18 protein-coding genes are annotated in these 20,780 nt (G+C 42.8%); 9 read left to right on the top strand and 9 right to left on the bottom strand.

Annotation, left to right across the window (positions count from 1 at the left end; genetic code table 11):
• Positions 1-44 precede the first annotated feature (44 nt).
• Positions 45-239: a hypothetical protein gene (locus AB6735_RS12710; RefSeq protein ID WP_370996243.1), complete on the top strand. Its 195-nt coding sequence runs from the start codon at positions 45-47 to the stop codon at positions 237-239.
• Between the two features lie 174 nt (positions 240-413).
• Here AB6735_RS12710 and gldB read toward each other — a convergent pair whose 3' ends face one another.
• The gene (gldB, locus tag AB6735_RS12715) at positions 414-1,451 is read right to left on the bottom strand and encodes a gliding motility lipoprotein GldB (RefSeq protein WP_370996244.1); all 1,038 of its coding nucleotides are present in this window, start codon (positions 1,449-1,451) and stop codon (positions 414-416) included.
• A 137-nt stretch (positions 1,452-1,588) separates the two neighbouring features.
• Here gldB and AB6735_RS12720 point away from each other — a divergent pair, with 137 nt between their 5' ends.
• Positions 1,589-3,238, top strand: a complete 1,650-nt coding sequence (locus AB6735_RS12720) for an NAD+ synthase (RefSeq protein ID WP_370996245.1) — start codon at positions 1,589-1,591, stop codon at positions 3,236-3,238.
• Positions 3,239-3,591: 353 nt separating this feature from the next.
• A complete protein-coding gene (locus AB6735_RS12725) occupies positions 3,592-7,335 on the top strand; it encodes a S8 family serine peptidase (protein WP_370996246.1) in 3,744 nt (1,247 codons plus the stop codon).
• Between the two features lie 74 nt (positions 7,336-7,409).
• Here the strand turns inward: AB6735_RS12725 and AB6735_RS12730 are convergent, their stop codons facing one another.
• Complete coding sequence (locus tag AB6735_RS12730) at positions 7,410-7,904, bottom strand: hypothetical protein (protein WP_370996247.1); 495 nt, start codon at positions 7,902-7,904, stop codon at positions 7,410-7,412.
• Between the two features lie 244 nt (positions 7,905-8,148).
• On the opposite strand from AB6735_RS12730, the gene ggt reads away from it, so the two are divergent.
• The 4 genes from ggt to AB6735_RS12750 all read left to right on the top strand — a co-directional run bounded on the left by ggt (position 8,149) and on the right by AB6735_RS12750 (position 12,249).
• A complete protein-coding gene (ggt, locus tag AB6735_RS12735) occupies positions 8,149-9,861 on the top strand; it encodes a gamma-glutamyltransferase (protein WP_370996248.1) in 1,713 nt (570 codons plus the stop codon).
• Positions 9,862-9,996: 135 nt separating this feature from the next.
• Positions 9,997-10,428 carry a MarR family winged helix-turn-helix transcriptional regulator gene (locus tag AB6735_RS12740; RefSeq protein WP_370996369.1) on the top strand — a complete coding sequence of 144 codons (432 nt, stop codon included), beginning with the start codon at positions 9,997-9,999 and terminating at the stop codon, positions 10,426-10,428.
• 244 nt (positions 10,429-10,672) lie between these two features.
• Positions 10,673-11,170: an FKBP-type peptidyl-prolyl cis-trans isomerase gene (locus AB6735_RS12745; protein WP_370996249.1), complete on the top strand. Its 498-nt coding sequence runs from the start codon at positions 10,673-10,675 to the stop codon at positions 11,168-11,170.
• A 62-nt stretch (positions 11,171-11,232) separates the two neighbouring features.
• Positions 11,233-12,249 (top strand): FKBP-type peptidyl-prolyl cis-trans isomerase, encoded by a 1,017-nt coding sequence (locus AB6735_RS12750; protein WP_370996250.1) that lies wholly within the window; start codon positions 11,233-11,235, stop codon positions 12,247-12,249.
• A gap of 1 nt (position 12,250) precedes the next feature.
• Here AB6735_RS12750 and AB6735_RS12755 read toward each other — a convergent pair whose 3' ends face one another.
• Genes AB6735_RS12755 through AB6735_RS12765 form a run of 3 tightly spaced genes read right to left on the bottom strand, consistent with a single transcriptional unit; the run spans position 12,251 to position 15,366 of the window.
• Positions 12,251-13,564, bottom strand: coding sequence for a deoxyribodipyrimidine photo-lyase (locus tag AB6735_RS12755; protein WP_370996251.1), 1,314 nt, complete (start codon positions 13,562-13,564; stop codon positions 12,251-12,253).
• Entirely contained in the window at positions 13,557-14,462 is a 906-nt protein-coding gene (locus AB6735_RS12760; RefSeq protein WP_370996252.1) for a TIGR01777 family oxidoreductase, read from the bottom strand. Before AB6735_RS12760 ends, AB6735_RS12755 begins: the two co-directional genes overlap by 8 nt.
• Positions 14,455-15,366, bottom strand: a complete 912-nt coding sequence (locus AB6735_RS12765; protein WP_370996253.1) for an NAD(P)H-binding protein — start codon at positions 15,364-15,366, stop codon at positions 14,455-14,457. The genes AB6735_RS12760 and AB6735_RS12765 overlap by 8 nt, the downstream gene beginning before the upstream one ends.
• A gap of 483 nt (positions 15,367-15,849) precedes the next feature.
• Between AB6735_RS12765 and AB6735_RS12770 the strand changes: the two genes are divergently transcribed.
• Positions 15,850-16,326 carry a DinB family protein gene (locus AB6735_RS12770; RefSeq protein ID WP_370996254.1) on the top strand — a complete coding sequence of 159 codons (477 nt, stop codon included), beginning with the start codon at positions 15,850-15,852 and terminating at the stop codon, positions 16,324-16,326.
• A gap of 43 nt (positions 16,327-16,369) precedes the next feature.
• Here AB6735_RS12770 and AB6735_RS12775 read toward each other — a convergent pair whose 3' ends face one another.
• The 4 genes from AB6735_RS12775 to trxA all read right to left on the bottom strand — a co-directional run bounded on the left by AB6735_RS12775 (position 16,370) and on the right by trxA (position 19,538).
• Positions 16,370-16,942, bottom strand: coding sequence for a hypothetical protein (locus AB6735_RS12775; RefSeq protein WP_370996255.1), 573 nt, complete (start codon positions 16,940-16,942; stop codon positions 16,370-16,372).
• Between the two features lie 155 nt (positions 16,943-17,097).
• Positions 17,098-18,471: an ABC1 kinase family protein gene (locus AB6735_RS12780; protein ID WP_370996256.1), complete on the bottom strand. Its 1,374-nt coding sequence runs from the start codon at positions 18,469-18,471 to the stop codon at positions 17,098-17,100.
• 4 nt (positions 18,472-18,475) lie between these two features.
• Positions 18,476-19,129, bottom strand: coding sequence for a TetR family transcriptional regulator C-terminal domain-containing protein (locus tag AB6735_RS12785; protein WP_370996257.1), 654 nt, complete (start codon positions 19,127-19,129; stop codon positions 18,476-18,478).
• A gap of 112 nt (positions 19,130-19,241) precedes the next feature.
• Entirely contained in the window at positions 19,242-19,538 is a 297-nt protein-coding gene (gene trxA / locus AB6735_RS12790) for a thioredoxin (protein WP_370996258.1), read from the bottom strand.
• A 282-nt stretch (positions 19,539-19,820) separates the two neighbouring features.
• On the opposite strand from trxA, the gene AB6735_RS12795 reads away from it, so the two are divergent.
• Positions 19,821-20,708 (top strand): alpha/beta hydrolase, encoded by an 888-nt coding sequence (locus AB6735_RS12795; protein WP_370996259.1) that lies wholly within the window; start codon positions 19,821-19,823, stop codon positions 20,706-20,708.
• The last annotated feature ends 72 nt before the right edge of the window (positions 20,709-20,780 follow it).

Here is a 20,780-nt window from a genome sequence, read left to right on the forward strand (position 1 = left end):
TTCGGTAAACATTTCTATTTTTGCCCAACATTAAACAAAGTACCATGGATTCTACACAAAACGCTAATTCAGAACAACATTATAAAGTATTGGTTTTAGCTATCGTTATTGGCATTATAGGTGTTTTCATTCGTTTTGCTGGTGATGAAAATTCAACCTATTTCTCATGGATAGCCAACTTGTTACTTATTGTAGGTGTGGCAATCGGTTTAAGAACTGTTTTCAGGATCATCAAATAAATTAGATATGCAGATGTGCAAATTTTAAATGTGCACATGAATTTCAAATAAAAAAAACAGCCTCTCTGAATTTCAGGGAGGCTGTTTTTTTATTGCCTTGTTATAAACGTATCAATCATTTGCATATCTGCACATCTAAAACGGCAAAGCCCTCAACGAAGTTAATTTGCACATCTACTTAGGCCTATACTTCGATTGATTCAATATCTTCTGCGCATCTTTTTCGGCCATTAGTTGTGGCAGCGTAACTTCAGTGTGTTTATCCATATATTCCCGGACAATTTGCCAGCCTGTCCAGACCGCCAGTTTGGGCGCCGACTCATTTTTTTCGCCCAAACCAGGGGTGAAGGGGGCTTCGGTAAAATATTTTTGAATTTTAGGGTAGTCTGCTTCGTAAAGGAGGTTTTCTTCTAAAAAATAAGCCCATATTTTTGCTTTAAAGTCCTCGCACCATTTAAGCTGGGCTGTGGTGTAGCCAATTTTGGTGGTGTCGCCAACCTCAGGTAATATCTGATCCATAAAATACATGATCTTACCGTTGTATACCATTTTTTCGAGCATCGATTTATTGTTATCGTCTTCCGGGAACATATCCTCTCTGGCAATACCTTCCACTACACGCGGGGTAATGTTTTCGGGAGTGAAATGCCGGGACAAGTAGTGCGGAAACGCGTTGGTAAGGGCAGGATAGAACCGGGAATCGGCGCCCAGAAATAGGTCGAGTCCGATAGCAAAATAACCATCGCCAATAGAAGTTTGCGCCTGAAAACCCGAAAAATAGGCGTAAACTTGGGGCAGCCTTTTTTGCGGATAGTAGTATTTAATGTATTTAAAAGCCTGGGTAAGGCTGGCATTCTGCGCATCCATATTAGGATAGGCGGCATCCACGTCATGTTTCAGATCTATGTATGCTTTACCCTTAAAAACTTCGTGAAGGGTCTTAAAATAAGCGGTATCATTGGTAGTGCCCGCTTGTAGTATCCTACTGATAAAGTCCTGGTAAAACGAGCCATATTTTTGCTGCAGGTATACAGCTTGAGCTCCCATAGGTTTGGTACGCATGGCATCAAAGTCGTGGTCAAAGCGTTCAACCTTAACTTCAATATTTATATGACTGAGATCAACCTTTTTGTTGCGCCCGCATGACGCGAATATCAGGGCGATGGAAAAAATTAAGTAAATTTGCTTTGCTTTGAGCCGGGGGTTTATCATCTTTATCCTTTGAGCAAAAATAATTTTTATTTGCATTAATACGTTACTATACTGTCTATGAATCCATCGTGAGTTACCAACAAAAAATAAACACAACTCACGATAGCTTCATCGCCTTAAAAAAACAAACATAATTGATGAAAATCGCATTAGCCCAGCTTAACTATCATATAGGTAATTTCGAATCAAATACCACCAAAATTATCGATCATATACAAAAGGCAAAACAAAACGGTGCCGACCTGGTGGTGTTTGCCGAGTTATGCGTTTCGGGCTACCCCTCACGTGATTTTTTGGAGTTTGATGAATTTATTGACCTGTGCGAGGATTCAGCCAAAAAGATAGCTGCTGTTTGTACCGATATAGCCTGCATCATTGGTTTGCCTACCTATAATCATAAAGACGAGGGGAAGGACCTGAATAACTCAGCCTACTTCATTGAAAGCGGCCAGGTAAAAGCTGTGGTAAACAAAGCGCTGCTGCCCAATTATGATGTATTTGACGAGTACCGCTATTTTGAACCTTCAACCGAGTTTAACTGTATTGAATTTAAAGGCAAAAAGATTGCGCTTACCATTTGCGAGGATCTTTGGAATACCATCGAAAATCCATTATATATTACACGGCCAATGGATAGCCTCATCCATCAACAGCCCGATGTAATGATCAACATAGCCGCCTCGCCATTTGCTTATAACCACGACGAGGAACGTATAGCTATTTTGAGCGATAATGCCAGTCGTTACCATTTACCATTGCTGTATGTAAACCAGATAGGCGCACAAACAGAATTGATATTTGATGGAGGATCATTGATTTTTGACAATACCGGTAAACTGATTGATGAGTTACCCTATTTTGAAGAGAACCTCGCGTACTATACCTTAAATGATGATGCCTCTATCAGTTTTGATCATCCCACAACCCTGAAAGCTGAACGCGCTTCTGATATTGAACAGATACACCAGGCAATTATATTGGGCATCCGCGATTATTTTCATAAATCGGGCTTTAAGCAGGCTATATTGGGCCTTTCTGGTGGTATTGACTCCGCAGTGGTGTGCGCTTTGGCAGCCGAGGCTTTGGGAGCTCAAAATGTAATGGCTGTATTGCTGCCATCACGTTTCTCTACGGATCACTCGTTAAAGGATGCTGAAGACCTGGTGAATAATCTGGGTTGCAAAAGCGAATTGGTTCCGATCAAAAATATTACCGAAGCCATTGAAACAGCGCTGCATCCACAATTCAATAACCTGCCCTTCAACATAGCCGAGGAAAACATACAATCGCGCAGCCGGGCCATATTGCTGATGGCCATGTGTAATAAATTTGGCTACATCTTATTAAACACCAGCAATAAAAGCGAAGCAGCCGTGGGTTATGGTACTTTATATGGAGATATGTGCGGGGGGATATCTGTAATAGGCGATGTTTATAAAACGCAGGTTTTTGAACTGGCCCGTTACATCAATCGTGATAGGGAGATCATCCCGATAAATTCTATCATTAAACCGCCATCGGCAGAGCTCAGACCAGATCAAAAGGATACCGACTCCTTACCTGAGTACGATATTCTGGATAAGATCCTGGCCGAGTACATCGAGAACCGCCGTTCATCAACCGATATTATTAAAATGGGTTACGACGAAGCAATTGTCCGCCGGGTGATCAGGCTGACCAACCTGGCCGAACACAAACGTTATCAAACACCACCTATTCTTAGGGTATCACCAAAGGCATTTGGTATGGGCCGCAGGATGCCTATTGTGGGTAAATATCTGTCATAGTAAAAGTGGATTTACATGGTTTACACTTTTTATGGTTAACGCGTAATTGGTTAACAATCAATTGAATATGAGTTATTTATCGCCAAGTAGTGAATTTATAGGTAAACCCACTCAGCGCAAAGTATTCCATGCCATTAACTCAGGATTGATGAAGTATTAATATCGGGCGCCGAATATTGAATAATGATTTCGATGTTGAGAATTTAAAATCGATATGAGTTCTTCTAAGTCAGGTTTTTCAAAATAGGTTGTATTATATATCGGTATTTAATACGCTTTCATCGTGTTGGGCTTTAATAACTAAGGGAATATTTATAGATTTAGGGCTGTAAAAATGCCTATATCTCAGATCTATGAATAAATCTTACGCAGCAATTTGTATATTTTTTTTATTGCTGTGTGCAACAGCCGGCACTTTTGCCCAACAAGCGCTGGTAACCGATGCCAAACGTGCGGAACTAACACGCTTTTCTGCCCAGATACGCAGTAATTACGAGGCCAGTCGTACACGGGCTTTGTCATTAGCTGCAAACCGGGGCTGGCGGATTCAGCGCCATACCAGAAACGGTAACCTGGTATCGCTACAGGGCGTTAACGCTTTAGGTTTTCCTGTTTATCTCATTACCCATAATAATACTACATCGGCAGCTACAACCGGTACCAATGCCGTACAGCCTGGTGGTTCGCTTGGTCTTAATTTATCAGGCTCCAGTACATTTTTGAATAATAAGCTGGCCATCTGGGACGGCGGCTCGGTGTACACGGCCCATCAGGAGTTCGCCGGTAAAAGCATAACGATTAAAGACGGTGCTTCGGTGCTTGATCATACTACCCATGTGGCCGGTACTATGATTGCCCGTGGAGTATACGCGCCGGCCAAGGGAATGGCCTTTAACGCTGCCACCCTGCAATCATATGATTATAATAATGACGTAGCCGAAATGAGTGCTGCGGCATCGGGCCTGTTATTATCAAACCACTCCTATGGAGATGAAGCGGGTTGGAACTTTAACGATAGCGATAACCGTTGGGAGTGGTATGGCCTGCCTGGCGACTCGGTTGATTATACTTTTGGTTTTTATGATACCCGTGCACAGTCATGGGATAAAATAGCCTATAACGCGCCCTACTACCTCATTGTGGAATCGGCTGGTAACAGCCGCTCAAGCAATGGCCCGGCTGTAGGGGCCGACTATTATGGCTACAAAAGCAAAACCGATCAAACGCTGGTTGATAAAGGCCCGAGACCGGCCGGTATTAGCGATAATAATGGTTATGATATTATCAGTACCACGGGCAACGCCAAAAATATACTCACGGTTGGCGCTATAAATCCGCTACCGTATGGGCCAAGTACCCGGCAGGGTATCAGCAGTGCCTTTTTTAGTAGCTGGGGGCCTACGGATGATGGTCGTATCAAGCCCGATATTGTGGGCAACGGGGTAAATGTATTATCGGTAGGGGTAACTAATCCTACAGCCTATCTTACCCTTTCGGGTACGTCAATGGCTGCGCCAAATATTACCGGTTCATTATATTTGCTACAAGAGTATTATGCTCAAAAGAATAACGGCGCCTTTATGCGGGCGGCTACGTTAAAAGGGTTAGTATGTCAAACCGCTTTTGACGCCGGCAATGTGGGACCCGATTATATTTACGGCTGGGGGCTGCTGGATATGAAGAAAGCAACACAGGCCATAACCGATAATGGTACAAAAAGCCTCATTAGCGAAAACTCGCTTCAGCAGGGCCAAAAACAAACATTTAATATCGTGGCCTCCGGTAATGATGTGCTGGCCGCTACTATTTCATGGACCGACCCTGAGGGTACACCCAATGCTGATGGCGAGATTAACAACCGTACGCCAAAACTGATCAATGACCTTGATATCAAGATCAGTGACGGCACAACCACCTACAATGCCTGGATTTTAAATCCGGATGCACCTTCCGCGCCCGCCACCACAGGTGATAATATCCGGGATAATATTGAACAGGTTTATATACCTAACACCACACCTGGTAAAAGCTATACCATCACCGTATCGCACAAAGGTACCCTTAAGCAAGGACCGCAGGCATATTCGCTTATTGTTACCGGTGCCGGCGGAACTGCCTATTGCGCCTCGGCTCCACTGTCTAATGCCGACTCCCGCATTGATAATTTAAAGCTATCAAACATCAATAATACTCCCGCTGCCGGTTGCAAAAGCTATTCGGATTACACCAATTTAACCGTTCAGTTGGAGCAGGCTAAAACCTACCCCTTAAGTATTACTCTGGGTACATGCGGCGGTAATTTTAACAAAGCTGCTAAAGTATTTGTTGATTGGAATGGCAATGGTATTTTTGATAACGATGAGTTGGCTGCCACCACTACTGTAATTAGTGCTACAGGAACGCTTTCTGCCAATATTACTGTGCCGGGATCTGTAATACCAGGTAATTATAGCCTGATGCGTGTAGTGTTAACCGAAACAAGCGATCCCACAACTATAACAGCCTGTGGCAGCTACGCCAAAGGCGAAACACAGGATTACCGGGTACAGTTTTTACAAACCAGTATTGATGCCGGTGTAGTGGCTATCGTAAACCCTGGTTCAAGCGGATCCTGCTCTGCAAGCGCGCCTATTACCATCAGGCTTAAAAACTTTGGTAGCGCTCCTATTAGTAATATCCCGGTTACCGTTACAATTACAGCGCCCGATAATACCAAAACCACCTATACCGAAAATTATACGGCAACGCTGCAGCCCCTGGTTGAGGATAACTTTACCTTTAGTCAGCAGTTTAATGCTGTAGCCGGTGCTACTTATACTATAACAGCTACCAGCAACCTGGCCAGCGATCCGGTTGTGTCCAATAATACAGTAACAGCTACTGTGGCAATCAATACGCCGGCTGTAATTGGTGGTTTAAGCGCTTATTACTGTACAGATAGCAAGCAATATTTGTTAACAGGTTCAGGTGATGGTATATTACTTTGGTATCAGAATATAAATGATGTAATTCCGATAGCGTATGGTTCAGCAGCTATTACCACACAGCCCCCGGTAAATAATACTTATTATGCAGGAATAAATGATTTTAAAGGGTCTGTAGGGCCTGCTACTAAAAATGTATTTACAGCAGGGGGGTATAACCAGTTTTCGCCGGCAATAACAGTAAGCACCAAAGTTCCTATGGTTATTCAAAGCGCCCGTTTATATATTGGTAATTCGGGGAAAATAACATTTAATGTAAATAACAGTAACGGGCAAACAATATCAACCACAACTATTGATGCCCAGGCTACCAGAACCAATCCGCAACCCGGTGCACAGCCTGATGATCCTAATGACCAGGGAAAGGTATATGATCTGAACCTGGAATTGCCCGCGGCAGGCAACTATACCATATCAGCGGCGTTTGATGCTACGGCTACCATTTATCGGAGCAACGGAGGTGTAAAAGGGTATCCATTCAGCATAGGTAGTATATTCAGCATTACCGGTAATAATGCCACGCCCGATGGCCCGCCGGATACTACCTATTATAAAAATTTCTATTATTATTTTTACGATATTAAGGTACAAAGCTTAGGCTGTGCATCATCAGCACGGCAGCCCGTTATTTTTTCTAAACCGGTTATTACTCAAACGAATAATACTTTAGGTTCAAATTTTGCTACCGGTAACCAATGGTTTTTAAATGGTAAAGCAATATCCGGTGCTATAGGAAAAACGTATGATCCGTTGCAAAGCGGTGATTACCAGGTAGCAGATACTTTATCAGGTGGATGCGTAGCGATGTCTGATATTTACACCTATGCACGCACCGTTGAAAAACCGGATGACGCTACAGAGATTGGTTTAACGGTATTTCCGGTTCCGGCAAGCAGCCAGCTTAATGTGATCTTCGCCACAAAAGCCACTGCTGATCTTAAATTATCATTGATAAACCCGGCGGGGCAAATGGTATACCTGGATGCGCAGTCTGTACCGCAGGGGAATTTTAGTAAGGTAATTGATGTTTCCACACAAATACCGGGTATTTATGTAGTAAAAATACTGCTGGGGCAAAAGATTTATGCCCGTAAAATAGTGATCAGCAGGTAAGCACGATTTTGAAAGAGCGAGTTGCGAAGTGCGAGTGTCAGATCGCTGGTATCCCGCAACTCGCTCCCCGAACTTTAGAAAGTATATTTTAATCCCAAACCCGGTGCTATGTCAAAGAATGGGCCTCGTGCCAGTTCAAGACGTGGGTTAAGGTCAAGGCTGATAGCTATAGGTGCAGTTGGTATCTTATATTCGAGCCCCAGCGTTGCATCAGCACCAATCAGGATGTGTTTACCGCTATAGTATTCATCATCGCCGCCTATACGTTTGTAATAACCGCTGCCTACCGACCCGAGGTGACCACCAAAGCCATAATAAAAATTCAGCTTATCAACACCAAAGGCCTGCTGATGTATTTCATATAACCCGGTTATTACCACACCATGATCGCGGATACCTATGATACCTTCCAGAGCGGTGCTGTTATCCATAAAGTATTTTATGGAGGGGCCTACTTCATAAGCGCCAAATTTTAGTCCAACTGCTGTTTTGTAATCCTGTGCCTGCGAACGTTTACCTATTAATAAGAACGAAACCGAGAGAAATAAAATGTAAGCTAATTTTTTCATGTAGTGATTTTAAGTTAATGAATTTTGTTACCGTGCATGCAAAACCTCACGTTTGGTTAAGCTTTTCAACTTGCACATATCCTGCAAATAAACGGCAGATTTGAAATTTTATGGCATTTTAATTAAAAAACAATGCCCTGAAAATTTTATCAGGCTGAAAATCAGTGTTAAATATTGAACTTTTAAGAATGATATTATAAGGGCAAATAGGTTATTTTAGTAAAATAATCTTACTGTGATAACGATGAGTAACTTAAACCTAAAGAAAAACAGGTGTCTGGGCATGGTTTTGTTGGCGCTGTGTTTTGTGCCGTTAGGATGCGTGCAAAAACGCCTGGTAACTAATGCTAATGGACCGTATTATAATGGTATGGTGGTATGTGCTTATCCGGATGCTGCAAAGGTTGGACTTGATATATTGAAGAAAGGTGGTAACGCTATTGATGCGGCAGTAGCGGTACATTTTGCCCTGGCCGTTACTTATCCCGATGCCGGCAATATAGGTGGAGGCGGTTTTATGGTATACCGTTCCAAAACCGGTGAAACCAATACACTCGACTTTAGAGAAAAGGGCCCGGCCGGTGCAAGTGCTAATATGTATTTGGATGCGGCGGGTAATGTGATACCCAATATGAGTCTTTACACCCATAAAGCATCAGGGGTACCTGGGTCTGTGGATGGAATGGTACAAGCTCATCAAAAGTATGGTAAACTCAAATGGGCCGATCTCCTGCAGCCTGCTATCGATCTGGCGCGTAAGGGCTTTAAGGTAACACAGCGTTTTGCCTCCGAATTAAACCATATAAAAGCTCAGGTTGAAAAATTAAACCCTGGCAAGACTTATTTAATAAAAGATACCGAATGGCATGAGGGTGATGTTTTGGTACAGGAGGATCTGGCTAAAACCCTGGAACAAATACGCGATAAGGGCCGTGAAGGATTTTATGATGGTATAGTTGCCGACCAGATAGTTGCCGAAATGAAGGCGGGCGACGGTCTGATATCCAAAGCCGACCTGCAAAATTACCATTCGGTTTGGCGCAAGGCCGTTACTGGGAACTACAAAGGATATAAAATTATTACCATGCCGCCGCCGTCAAGCGGAGGAATTGCATTATTACAGCTGCTGCAGTCGGTTGAAAAATATCCCTTAAAAAGATGGGGCTATAATCAGGATTCAACTATAAGACTGATAGTTGAATCCGAACGCCGGGTATATGCAGATCGTTCCAAATATATGGGCGACCCCGATTTTTTCAAAGTACCTGTGGATAGTTTACTGAAACCGTCATATATCACATCGCGCATGAGCAACTTTAGCTGGGATGCAGCCACGCCAAGCAGCAGTATACAGCCGGGCACTTTTGCGGGTTACGAAAGCGATCAAACCACCCATTATTCTATTGTTGATCATGACGGTAACGCGGTATCCATCACAACAACCTTAAATGATAGTTATGGCTCAAAGATATTTGTAAAAGGTGCAGGCTTTTTGCTGAATAATGAAATGGACGATTTTAGCTCTAAACCCGGCGTGCCTAATATGTACGGACTGGTTGGTGGAAAAGCCAACAGTATACAACCGGGCAAACGCATGTTATCGTCAATGACACCTACTATTGTTGAAAAAAACGGTAAATTATTTATGGTGGTGGGTACACCCGGAGGATCAACTATTATAACTTCGGTTTTTCAAACCATCATTAACGTGATCGAGTTTGATCAGGATATGCAGCAGGCTGTTACATCTAAACGTTTTCACCACCAGTGGCTACCCGATGCAATAGCGATTGAAAAAGGCGCATTGGATAGTGCAACCATAATAAAATTGCAAAGCAAAGGCTATAAAATAAATAGCAGAGGCGGTATTGGCCGGGTTGATGCCATTTTGAAAACCTCACAAGGCTACCAGGGCGGGGCAGATCCACGTGGGGATGACAAGAAGGTAGGTTATTAAGTTTGCAGTTCGTAGTGGGCAGTTGGCATGGATTATCAGTTATTATAAATGCTGCTTACTGCCGACTGAAAACTGCCAACTAAAATTTGCGTAATCAACAAGCATTTCTTACGTTTGGTATGCATGCAAAACAGCATTAAACATCAGGAAACTATTGACTATTTTTTAAAGATAGTATGGCAAACGGTTGCTAACCGGTATAACCAGTTGGTTACGGAATTTGGCATTACCCAGTCCATTGGTTATTTATTGATTAATATTGACGAAAAAGAAGGTACTACTGTATCGCAGGCTGCGGCTTTGCTGGGCTTGAAGTCAACCAGTTTGTCCAGGATGCTTAGCCAGCTGGAAAAAACGGGATTAATATACCGGGAATCTAACCAGGGCGATAAACGTTCAGTTAAAATATATTTGACCAAATTGGGGAAAGAAAAGCGTCACCAGGCCCGGGCAATAGTAAAGCAATTCAATAATTATCTCGATTCACATATCAGCGAGGCCGACAAACAATACCTTACTGAAATGCTGAAGAAGATCAACAAACTTACGTTGAACTATAAACCATGATTGGTTTACAGGTTCATTAGTTCACAAGTTCATTGGTCTTTTATGTTGGGCTATCATCACACTCTTACTGTTAATGGTTCAGACATGTACCAATGAGCTACACTTTTACCTTAAATTGTACGTTTTATTCAGAAAATCAGGCCCTAAATATAGGGCGATGGTATGCTTTAGGGCTTATTAATTGTTAAAAAATGTTAAGCTGCCGTTTTTCTATTATAAAAGAATAAATTTGCCTTTTGAAAAAATGAACAGGATCCTGTCAGTGTTATTGGTTATTGCTATTGGTTTTGGTGCCTGTAAAAAATCCACCGATCCTTCGATCCATTATGAAGAGCAAAAAGCTATTGATGATAAGATTGTGAGTGATTATTTGGCAGCTCATCCCGATTTGAATGCTAAACGCATTGATACTTCAGGGGTTTTTTATAGCATTAAACCGGGTGAAGAGGGAAGCGGTAACGATTTATTTACCAGTTCTACACAGGTTACTGTTGGATATACAGGTCGAATTTTGACATCGCAGCTGGTGATTGCGCAAACCAACGATTTTCATCCCTCGTACCGTTTGAGTGATGTGATCAGGGGGTGGCAGTTAGGCATACCTAAGATCAAGAAAAATGGTAAAATAAGGTTATTTATACCATCAAGATATGCTTACGGACCGTTTCCGCAGGATTCACTACATTTGCCGGCAAATTCGGTACTTGATTTTGATATACAATTATATAACGTAATCAACTAAAAAAGAACTATGGGCGGATAGTGAGTAAAGTCGCTATTGAGCCAAAAAATAAAATAACTTAAATGAAACAAACACTTTTTACGCTTTTATTAATCACATCTATAGGTTTAATATCCTGCCGGAAAACGCGCAACGATCCTAATATTACCCAGTACGATCAAACCCAGATACAAAACTATATTAACGCCAATGGGCTTACCGGCATGCAAAGAGATATGTCTAACGGTGATACCAGCGGTATATATTACCAGATACTTTCGCAAGGTTCAACCAGTACACCTTTGCAGTATTCAGACAGTGTTAATTTTGTGCTCTCGGTAAAATCATTTGATGGTAAGTATATCAATACAGATACCCTTAATTTAGCGCATTTTGCTGGTTTATTGGGGCATGTATCAAATGGTGGCAGTATTATTGGTTTTACCAAGGGTTTACAATACGCCATTTATAATGTCATGAAATATAAAGGTACAAGAGCAAGGATTCTTGTTCCGTCACGGGTAGCTTATGGGGTTAATGGGGTTGGTACAGGTAGTTCAAGCAATACCAATTCACGGGTTTTAGGTAATCAGTGTCTTGATTACTATGTAAATGTAATTTCAAACCTGAATTATGTTGATGCTAAAACACCCGGTTATGATGATTATGTGATCAATGACTATGCAAAGCGAAACAATATACAGTTATCCACTTATACCCATCTCACAGATATAACTGACCGCGGGAGAGGGTTGTATTATAAAGTAACTAAAGCAGGTACGGGTACCGATGTGCTTGATTTAACATCATCATTTACGGCTACTTATGAAGGTAAGTGGCTGAACGGCGCCACATTTGACAGTAGTGAAATTCAGAACAAGAACAGTGGAATTACCGACTTGACAACCCCAATTCCTTTTACCCTTAATTCGGTTGTTGCGGGTGTACAGGAAGCATTAATGGGCCAAACGGCAGGTGCAAGTGTATCTATTCTTATACCATCCCGGTTAGGTTATGGGAAATCAGGTAATGGATCAACTATAGGGCCAAACGCGTGTTTATCCTTTGATTTTACTATAGCAACGGTTACTAATCCATAATTTATTTAACCAGCGCTGCTTTAAAAGCTTTTAAACAACGTTCGCGTGCAAAAGCGTGATTAATAATGGGTTTCGGATATTTGCTAAAATCGGCATATTCCGGAACCCATTTTTTAATGTATTGCAGTTGCGGATCGAACTTTTTAGTTTGAGCATCCGGACTAAATATGCGAAAATACGGTGCTGCATCTGTACCTGAGCCCGCGGCCCATTGCCAGCCCCCTACATTGCTGGCCATTTCATAATCAAGGAGTTTTCGGGCAAAATAATGCTCACCCCACCGCCAGTCCATCAGCAGATGTTTACTTAAAAAGCTGGCCACAATCATGCGCACACGGTTGTGCATAAAGCCTGTAGTATTTAGTTCGCGCATACCTGCATCTACTATAGGATAACCGGTTTGTCCATCGCACCAGGCCTTAAATTGTGTTTCATCATTTACCCATTGAATACGGTCATATTCGGGACGAAAAGCATGATCCATCGTATGCGGGAAATGGTACAGGATCATCATATAAAACTCGCGCCATATCAGCTCATTCAGCCAGGTTTTATCGGGGTTGGCATAGGCTGTTTTGGCCAGTTCACGGATACTTACCGTACCAAAGCGTAAATGCAAACTGATGCGGGATGTACCCTTAATGGCCGGGAAATCCCTTTTCGCTTTATAATCGGCAATTATATCTTTATATTCCCGATCAGGGAAATGTATACCGCTTTTCTGAAATCCCATTGCTTCCAGAGATACAATAGGGAAAACTTGTGTTTTAACCAGATTTTTCAGATATTTTTCGGTAGGATAAGCCTTCAGATAAAATGGCCGCAATGAGCTATACCACTTGCGCTGATAGGGTGTATAAACTGTATAAGGCTTACCATCATCCTTAATAACTTCGTCCTTTTCAAAAATTACCTGGTCTTTAAATGTTTTAAGTTCGATGCCTTGTTTGTTTAGTTTTTCTTTTACCGCATTGTCGCGTTTTAGAGCATAAGGTTCATAATCATGATTGGTATAAACCGAATTAATACGATAGTCCCGAATGATATTATCCCAGGCATCTTCGGCCTTATTATATAACACCAACAAACTACTTCCATACTGGTATAGTTGATGATGTAACTGCTCAATAGTTTGATGAATAAAAGTTACACGGGCATCATCTTTATCTTCCAGATCATCCAGTATCTCCTTATCAAAAATAAATAGTGCAAGCACTGATCTACCGCTTTTTAAGGCGTGATATAAACCCGCGTTATCATTTAGGCGTAAGTCGCGGCGAAACCAGAAAATAGTTACCGGTATATTTTTATCCATAAATTTCTTTTAGCGCTGCCCGCACTTCGGCGAATTTAAAGCTGAATCCAGCATCCTGGATCTTTTGTGCTGAAACCCTGGTGCTTCCTAAAACAATGGTGCTCATTTCGCCCAGCATTAGCTTCAATACAAAAGCCGGGACGTTTGGAGCCCAAAGTGGCTTGTGCAATTGTTTGGCCACCGCCTGGGTTAGTTGTGCATTGGTAACTGGGTGAGGAGCTGCCATGTTGTAAATGCCGTTAATAGTGATATTTTCGATACTATACACATACATGTCCACTACATCCTGCCAGTGTATCCAGGGAATCCATTGCCGGCCATTACCCATGGGCGAGCCAACATACCATTTGATGGGTTTGGCCAGAGTAGGCAGCGCACCGCCATCTTTATCTAATACCACCCCGGTACGAAATTTTACGATGCGCAAACCCAGCTTTTCGCCCTCATCAACAGCATTTTCCCATTCCACACAGCAATGGGCCATAAAATCCGTATTAGGGGCGCTATCTTCTGTCATCAATTCATCAGCACGATCGCTGTAGTAACCTATGGCCGATGCAGAGATCACTGAAGTCACCTGGTGTTGCCTGGTTTTGAGTAGATTATATATCAGACCGATCGATCTGGTGCGGCTATCGATCAGTTCTTTTTTTCGCGTATCCGTCCATCTTTTTTCGGCTATGCCTGCGCCCGCCAGGTGTATTATGGTGTCTATACCATCTATACAGCGATCATCAATAATACCCTTATTGACATCCCATATAAAGGTTTTAACAGCCGGATTTTGCCCTGGTGCCCTGCTCAACACACTTATACTATAGCCCTTACGAAGTAACACATTAGTGAGGCGTTTACCTATTGAGCCAGATGCGCCCGTTATCAGGATGTTTTTACTCATTGCTTTTTACCGGTGTGTGATTTATAGCTAAAAGTAATGATTCTTTATAGGTTAAGCACCGGTTGGGTACAATTTCCTGGATGGCGTGCTCATGCATAATAGTTCCCCCTTTCAAGCGGCTGGCAAGGTTATGGGTAGCTGCATAACCAAAAGAACTGGTGCGACTAAGCCAGTATGATAATATGCCTGATGGCAGGAACGGTATGGTGATAACGCGTCTTTTCAATTGACGTATTCGGGCATATTCCAGTATCATCTCTTTAAAAGTTAAAATATCGGGTCCACCTATGTCAAAACTTCGGTTAAAGGTTTTCTCATTCAGCACCACACTTTCCAGATAGGTCAATACATCGCTTATGGCTATGGGCTGGCAAGGTGAATTTATCCAGCCAGATATGGTTATAACCGGAAATTTCTCCGTAAGATCACGAATGATCTCGAAAGAAACGCTTCCCGAACCAATAATAATAGTTGCCCTTAAAATGGTTAAGGCCGATTTACCTTCTTTCAATATATCTTCCACATGTTTGCGTGACTCCATGCGCTTGGACCGGCCATTACCATGGCTGAGACCGCTTAAAAGTATGGTTTGGCGACAATCCGTCCGGTCAAGCGCATGTACAAAATTATAGGCCGATAAAGCTTCCAGTGCAGCCAAATCCTGCGACTGGGCCATAGAATGAACCAGGTAATAAGCAACCTCTATATCAGCCGGAAGGGTCTCTATACTTTGTTCCCGCAACAGATCGCCGCTTATAAGGGTAACACCATTTGCAAAAGCATTGTGTTCCTGAAAACGTTTTTTATCACTTACCAAACATACTATTTCATAACCTTTCTCCAATAAAAAAGGGATCAGCATCCTACCTATATAACTATTAGCACCGGCAAGTAAAACCTTCATTTATGCGCAACAAATAAAAAGGGTATGGTGTTTTAAAATTACACCGCAATAATAGCTTTGAACAAAACGGCTACATCTGAAATGCTTGGCAGCTATGTTGCAGGACTTGTGCAAAATTTGATGAGTCAAAACTTTTTAAACCTTAAATTTTAACACTTTCGATGCAAAAACAACCGAAAAACGCTTGAAAATTGATCCGAAACTATCGGTTTTAACACTTTTTAACAAACTTTAACCCGGTTTGGTAGGTTTTCAAAAGTTTAAAAAGTATTAATTTGTTGATTGTTAAATAAAACATACGAAACGGTCGATTTTTTGGCTTTGTTTTGTCTTTAACAAAACAGCCCGCTTATCCTGATAAAAGATAAGCGGGCTATGGATATAAATATACGGAAATTTATGGAGTGGGGCAAGTCATATTGTCAATATGCTGCCAGCCTTACCGACACGAAAATTTGGTTTAATTATTGAACGGTAAATAATATGTACGCAATACTATCACGTCAATATCAATTGGTTTTATCATCCCGCGGGGTATTGCTTGACTTTTTGGAAACCATTCGCCCGGAACATTTGACCCAGTCAATCCCATCGTACAATAACGATAGTATAGGTAGTTTAATGAGGCATGTAGCTAATACTTATTTAGGCTGGCTGCTCAATTTTTTGCAGCAGGAACAACGGCCCTACTTTACTGAAGACAACCACAAAAATCTGCCGGCTATTCGCGGTATGTTTGAACAGGTGAACCTGGTGGTTAACGACTTTTTGCAGCAATATAAGGATGATGTTAACGTGCCGCTTATTTTGCCAAGGGAGGGCGAAACGCCACTAACACTAACACCGCTGGAGCTGTTTACTCATGCAATCACTCACGAATACCATCATAAAGGACAATTAGCCAATATGAGCCGGCTACTGGGCTATATCCCGGTTGATACGGATGTGATAAGGGATTAATTGCTCAGCGGCTTTTATCGCTGACAGTTATCCCCCAATGCTTTTAATGCATACATCCTACAAAAACCTTAGCCTTAAAGGCAAATGCTGTTTTTGATTGGCCCATGGCCTGCAGGGCGCTGTCTGCGCTCGTTTTGGTTTCGTAAATACCTCTTACCAGGGCAATGGTTTTTTCTTTAGCATCGGATTTATACTGGTTCAGATATTCCAGGCTTAAAAAATCAGAAACTGATCTTCGCGGGTAATATTCGCCTGCGTACATTTCATCTTCGTCTTTATCAGAAAGAGCTATCAGGTCCTTGGTTTTATTGTATCCACGGTTCATCGTGTCAATGGGAATGTTTAGTGACTTGTTCAGATCAAACATTTTACCCCGGAGTGCATTATAACTGAGGCCTGTATCTGCTACTACAATATAATAGTCTGCATAAGCATCTGCTTGCTCATCGGCCTGGGAGGTATCAGCGGCAGCATTAGCCTGAAGTGCCTGGGTTCTTTTATAAGATGCCGGCAAAATTTTAACCGGCTTAACCTTAACACCACCGTTGGTTTTTGCAGGTTGGGGCTTACAAGAGGCGATAATACAAATGAGCAGGAGTAGATAAGCAGTTTTCATGGTGATGGATAGTCAAATATAACGAAAATTTGTCATGGAACGGAGTAAAGCATTCGTTGTGCATCAGGCATAGCTAAAGAAGATCCTTCGTTCCTCAGGATGACAAAAAGTATTAAAATGACAGGTTTTTTACCGCGATCTGCCCACTAAAAAAATCAATACTCCAGCACTACATGCGGCTTAAACGTATCGGTTTTAACCTCGGCTTTAAGTTCATGCAGGATATTGTACAAGCCAAAGTTGGTGCGGTTTACGTAGATAAAATGCTTTACGCCGCGAGCCTGTTTAAACTCGGGTAGTTTTGACAAGCGCTCACGAAAGCGGTACAATTGGTCGAAAAAGGTTGTCTGGCTAAAATCAAAATGATCATGGATATAGGGCATGGCAAACAGCTCAATCATTTCGCAGAACTGGGTATAAAAAAACTCGATCTGGGCTGGGGTATCACCCTTATGAATCATGTCCAGCTGCCGGAAAGCTTTGATGGTTTCCGTTTTGTTATCGAGCAGATTGGTGGAGGTAAGCGAGAAGAAGGGGTAATAAAAATCTTCCGGCATCTCTTTGATGCAGCCAAAATCAATAACCCCCAGTTTACCTTCGGGGGTGATCAGGAAATTGCCGGGATGCGGATCGGCATGTACAGCGCGAAGCTCATGCTGTTGGAAATTGTAAAAATCCCACAGGGCTTGACCAACCTGGTTACGCAGCTCCTGTGATGGATTGATAGCCAGAAATTCACGCAGGTGTTTACCCTCGAGCCAGTCCATGGTGATGATGCGTTTGCTGCTGAGTTCGGGATAGTATTTGGGGAATACGACATTATCCAAGTTGGCACAGGCAGTGGAAAATTCGATGGAGCGGCGTACTTCCAGTTCATAGTCGGTTTCTTCCAGCAGGCGTTCTTCCACCTCACGCATGTAAACATCCAGTTCGCGCTCACTCATACCCAGCATCCGGAAGGCGAAGGGTTTTACCAGTTTCAGGTCGGATGAAATAGCTTCGCCCACACCAGGGTATTGGATCTTCACCGCCAGTTTTTTGCCATTCAGTTCGGCTTCGTGAACCTGACCAATAGAGGCGGCGTTGGTGGAGCGGATGTTAAATTTATCAAAGATCTGATCTGGGTTTTTGCCGAAATATTTTCTGAAGGTTTGCACGATCAGCGGTCCCGAAAGCGGGGGCGCGTTGTATTGCGATTGCGTAAATTTATCAACATACGCCTGCGGCAACAGGTTTTTGTCCATGCTGAGCATTTGCGCTACTTTAAGGGCACTGCCTTTGAGCTCGCTTAATGATTTGTAAATATCGGTTGCATTGTCTTCGTTCAACTCCGACTTGTCCAGATCCGGGTTAAATAGCTTTTTGGAATAGTGCTTGATATAGTTGCCGCCGATTTTTATACCCGTACTCACAAACCTGGCCGAACGCTGCACTTTGGTGGTGGGCATGCTGTTTTGTTGGGATGTGCTATCATCTCCCGTTAAATCTCCGTCGGTGGCAGGCGGAGAAACTTTCTTATCTTCTGTCATCGTATTAAAATCCCATCTTATCCTTTATACCGCCGTTTTTAACCAGGAATTTGCCATACTCCAGCAAATTATCAATAGGTGAACGCTGGAACAGATCGAACGTAACGTTAACACCTTTTTCAATAGCTTCGTCGGTTTTCTCGAATCCGGCCGAATTATCATTCACCCAAAAGTTCAGCACAAATACAAACTGTACCCACAAGGCATCTTTGTAGCGTTTGCTGAAAAACTTACGGTCGCTCAGTTCCGATGATTCCAAACCTTCTTTCAATATTTCATCGGCAAAGTTTTCGTAAATATCCTTCAGCTGCTCAAACACACGAGGAGTGGTAAAACCTTTAGGCTGTTTGTTGATGGTATAAATGGCAAAGCTGCGGCTGCCTTTAATCAGCTCGAAAAAGCCGTAAAAGAAGGATAAGGCTTTTTCACGGGCGCTATAGCCGGCCCAAACTTCCTGTCCGCGAATCTCTGTTAAAGTTTTGCGGGCAAATTCGGCCCAGATGTTTTGCTCAACTGCTTCAAACGAACCAAAGAACTGATAAAACTCAGCCTCGGTCATTTCGTTCTGTTTGGCAAAAATGTAAACCGATTTGGGTTGCGCACCCTCGGTCAGTACATAATCAATATACGCGTTCTGGATGCTTTCGATAGTTGCCATAATTTAAAATTTTTAAAGAGCCTCACATAATCCTCTCCAAAGGAGAGGACTTTACTTTGTATTTTTTTTGCTTTTCTAACTCCCTCTCCTTTGGAGAGGATTATGTGAGGCTTTATATAAACTGCTCAACCGCATGTTGTAATTGCCGTGCCTGTATCACCCCGCTTTGGCGCCATTTTGTTTGCCCTTTTTGAAATATCATGAGGGTTGGTACGCTTTGGATCTTGAAGGCGCTTGCTGCCGATGGGTTTTTGTCGATATCTATTTTGAGGATCTTTACCTTGTCGCCAAGGGCGTGTTTTACATCCTGCAATATGGGCGGCATCATTTTACAAGGGCCGCACCATTCGGCCGAAAAATCAACCAGTACAGGCGTGTCTGATGCTATAATTTCCTGGAAATTTGCCATAGCGTATTTGTTTTAGTTCAAGAGTGAAAGTTCATAGTCCACTTGTTATGAACACTCTAATTTCGTAAAAGTTTAGGGTATTTGTAATGGTATGGCATATTATGACTTTGGGGTTATGAAGGGGAGCCGGGCATAATGCTAAAAAAACGTCATTGCGAGGTACGAAGCAATCTCTACGTAAGCAGGTCGGTCATTTAAAGCTTAAACTGTTCTATTCGCTCTGTATAGCATAGGGATTGCTTCGCAATGACGGTTTTTAAGTTAAAATATCTAAATTTAAGCATGCAAACCAAACTAATCATTTACCTCTGTCTGCTGCTTTTAACCCCCATAGTCATTATGGCGCAGGATAAACCAACTGTAATACCACTTTGGCCCAAAGGCGCGCCGGGTTTTGAGAACCGTCGTAATGAGCCCGAGCAGGCTAAGGATTACTGGGTGAAAAATATCCACAATCCTTCACTCACAGTTTTTGCACCGCCGACGGGTAAAGCCAACGGCGCGGCTATTGTTGTGTGCCCGGGTGGTGGTCATCGGTTGCTGGTATATACCGCCGAGGGTGTTGATCCGGGTAAATACCTCAGCAACCTGGGAGTGACTGTTTTTGTGCTGAAGTATCGTTTAGGCAGGGATACGCTGTCGCCCTATAAAATTGACGTGCATGCCAAACAGGATGGTTACCGTGCCATGCGACTGGTGCGCAGTAAAGCTGCCGAATATGGCTTGGACACCAACCGCATAGGGATGATGGGTTTTTCGGCGGGGGGCGAGGTAGTGGATATGGTGGCTTATGGTTCGGGTAAAGGCGATGCCAATGCGCCTGATCCAGTCGACCGGCTGAATGCCCGGCCAAACTTTGTGATCCAGATATATCCTGGTCCGCTGTATATACCCGATGTGCTGCCTGCCGATGCTCCGCCGGCCTTTTTGCTGGCTGCCAATGACGATCCTTGCTGCTCGCCCTCGGTAGTAAAACTGCTTAACCTGTATCGCACCGCCAAAATACCGGTAGAGGTGCATTTGTATACCCAGGGCAGTCATGGTTTTAACATGGGTAACCGGTCCAAACTGCAATCTATCAACACCTGGCCGCAGCGCATGGCCGACTGGCTAACGGATAATAACTATTTAACCCCGGTAAGGAGGGAAAGGCCGAAGGTGTTGCATTGAATTTTACCCGAAGCTTTTATAATGTTAATAATTGTTAATTAAATAGGAGCGGTTTATTAATTCTGAAAATTG

Origin of the sequence: Mucilaginibacter sp. RCC_168 (assembly GCF_041355315.1) — a bacterium.
Classification (GTDB): domain Bacteria; phylum Bacteroidota; class Bacteroidia; order Sphingobacteriales; family Sphingobacteriaceae; genus Mucilaginibacter.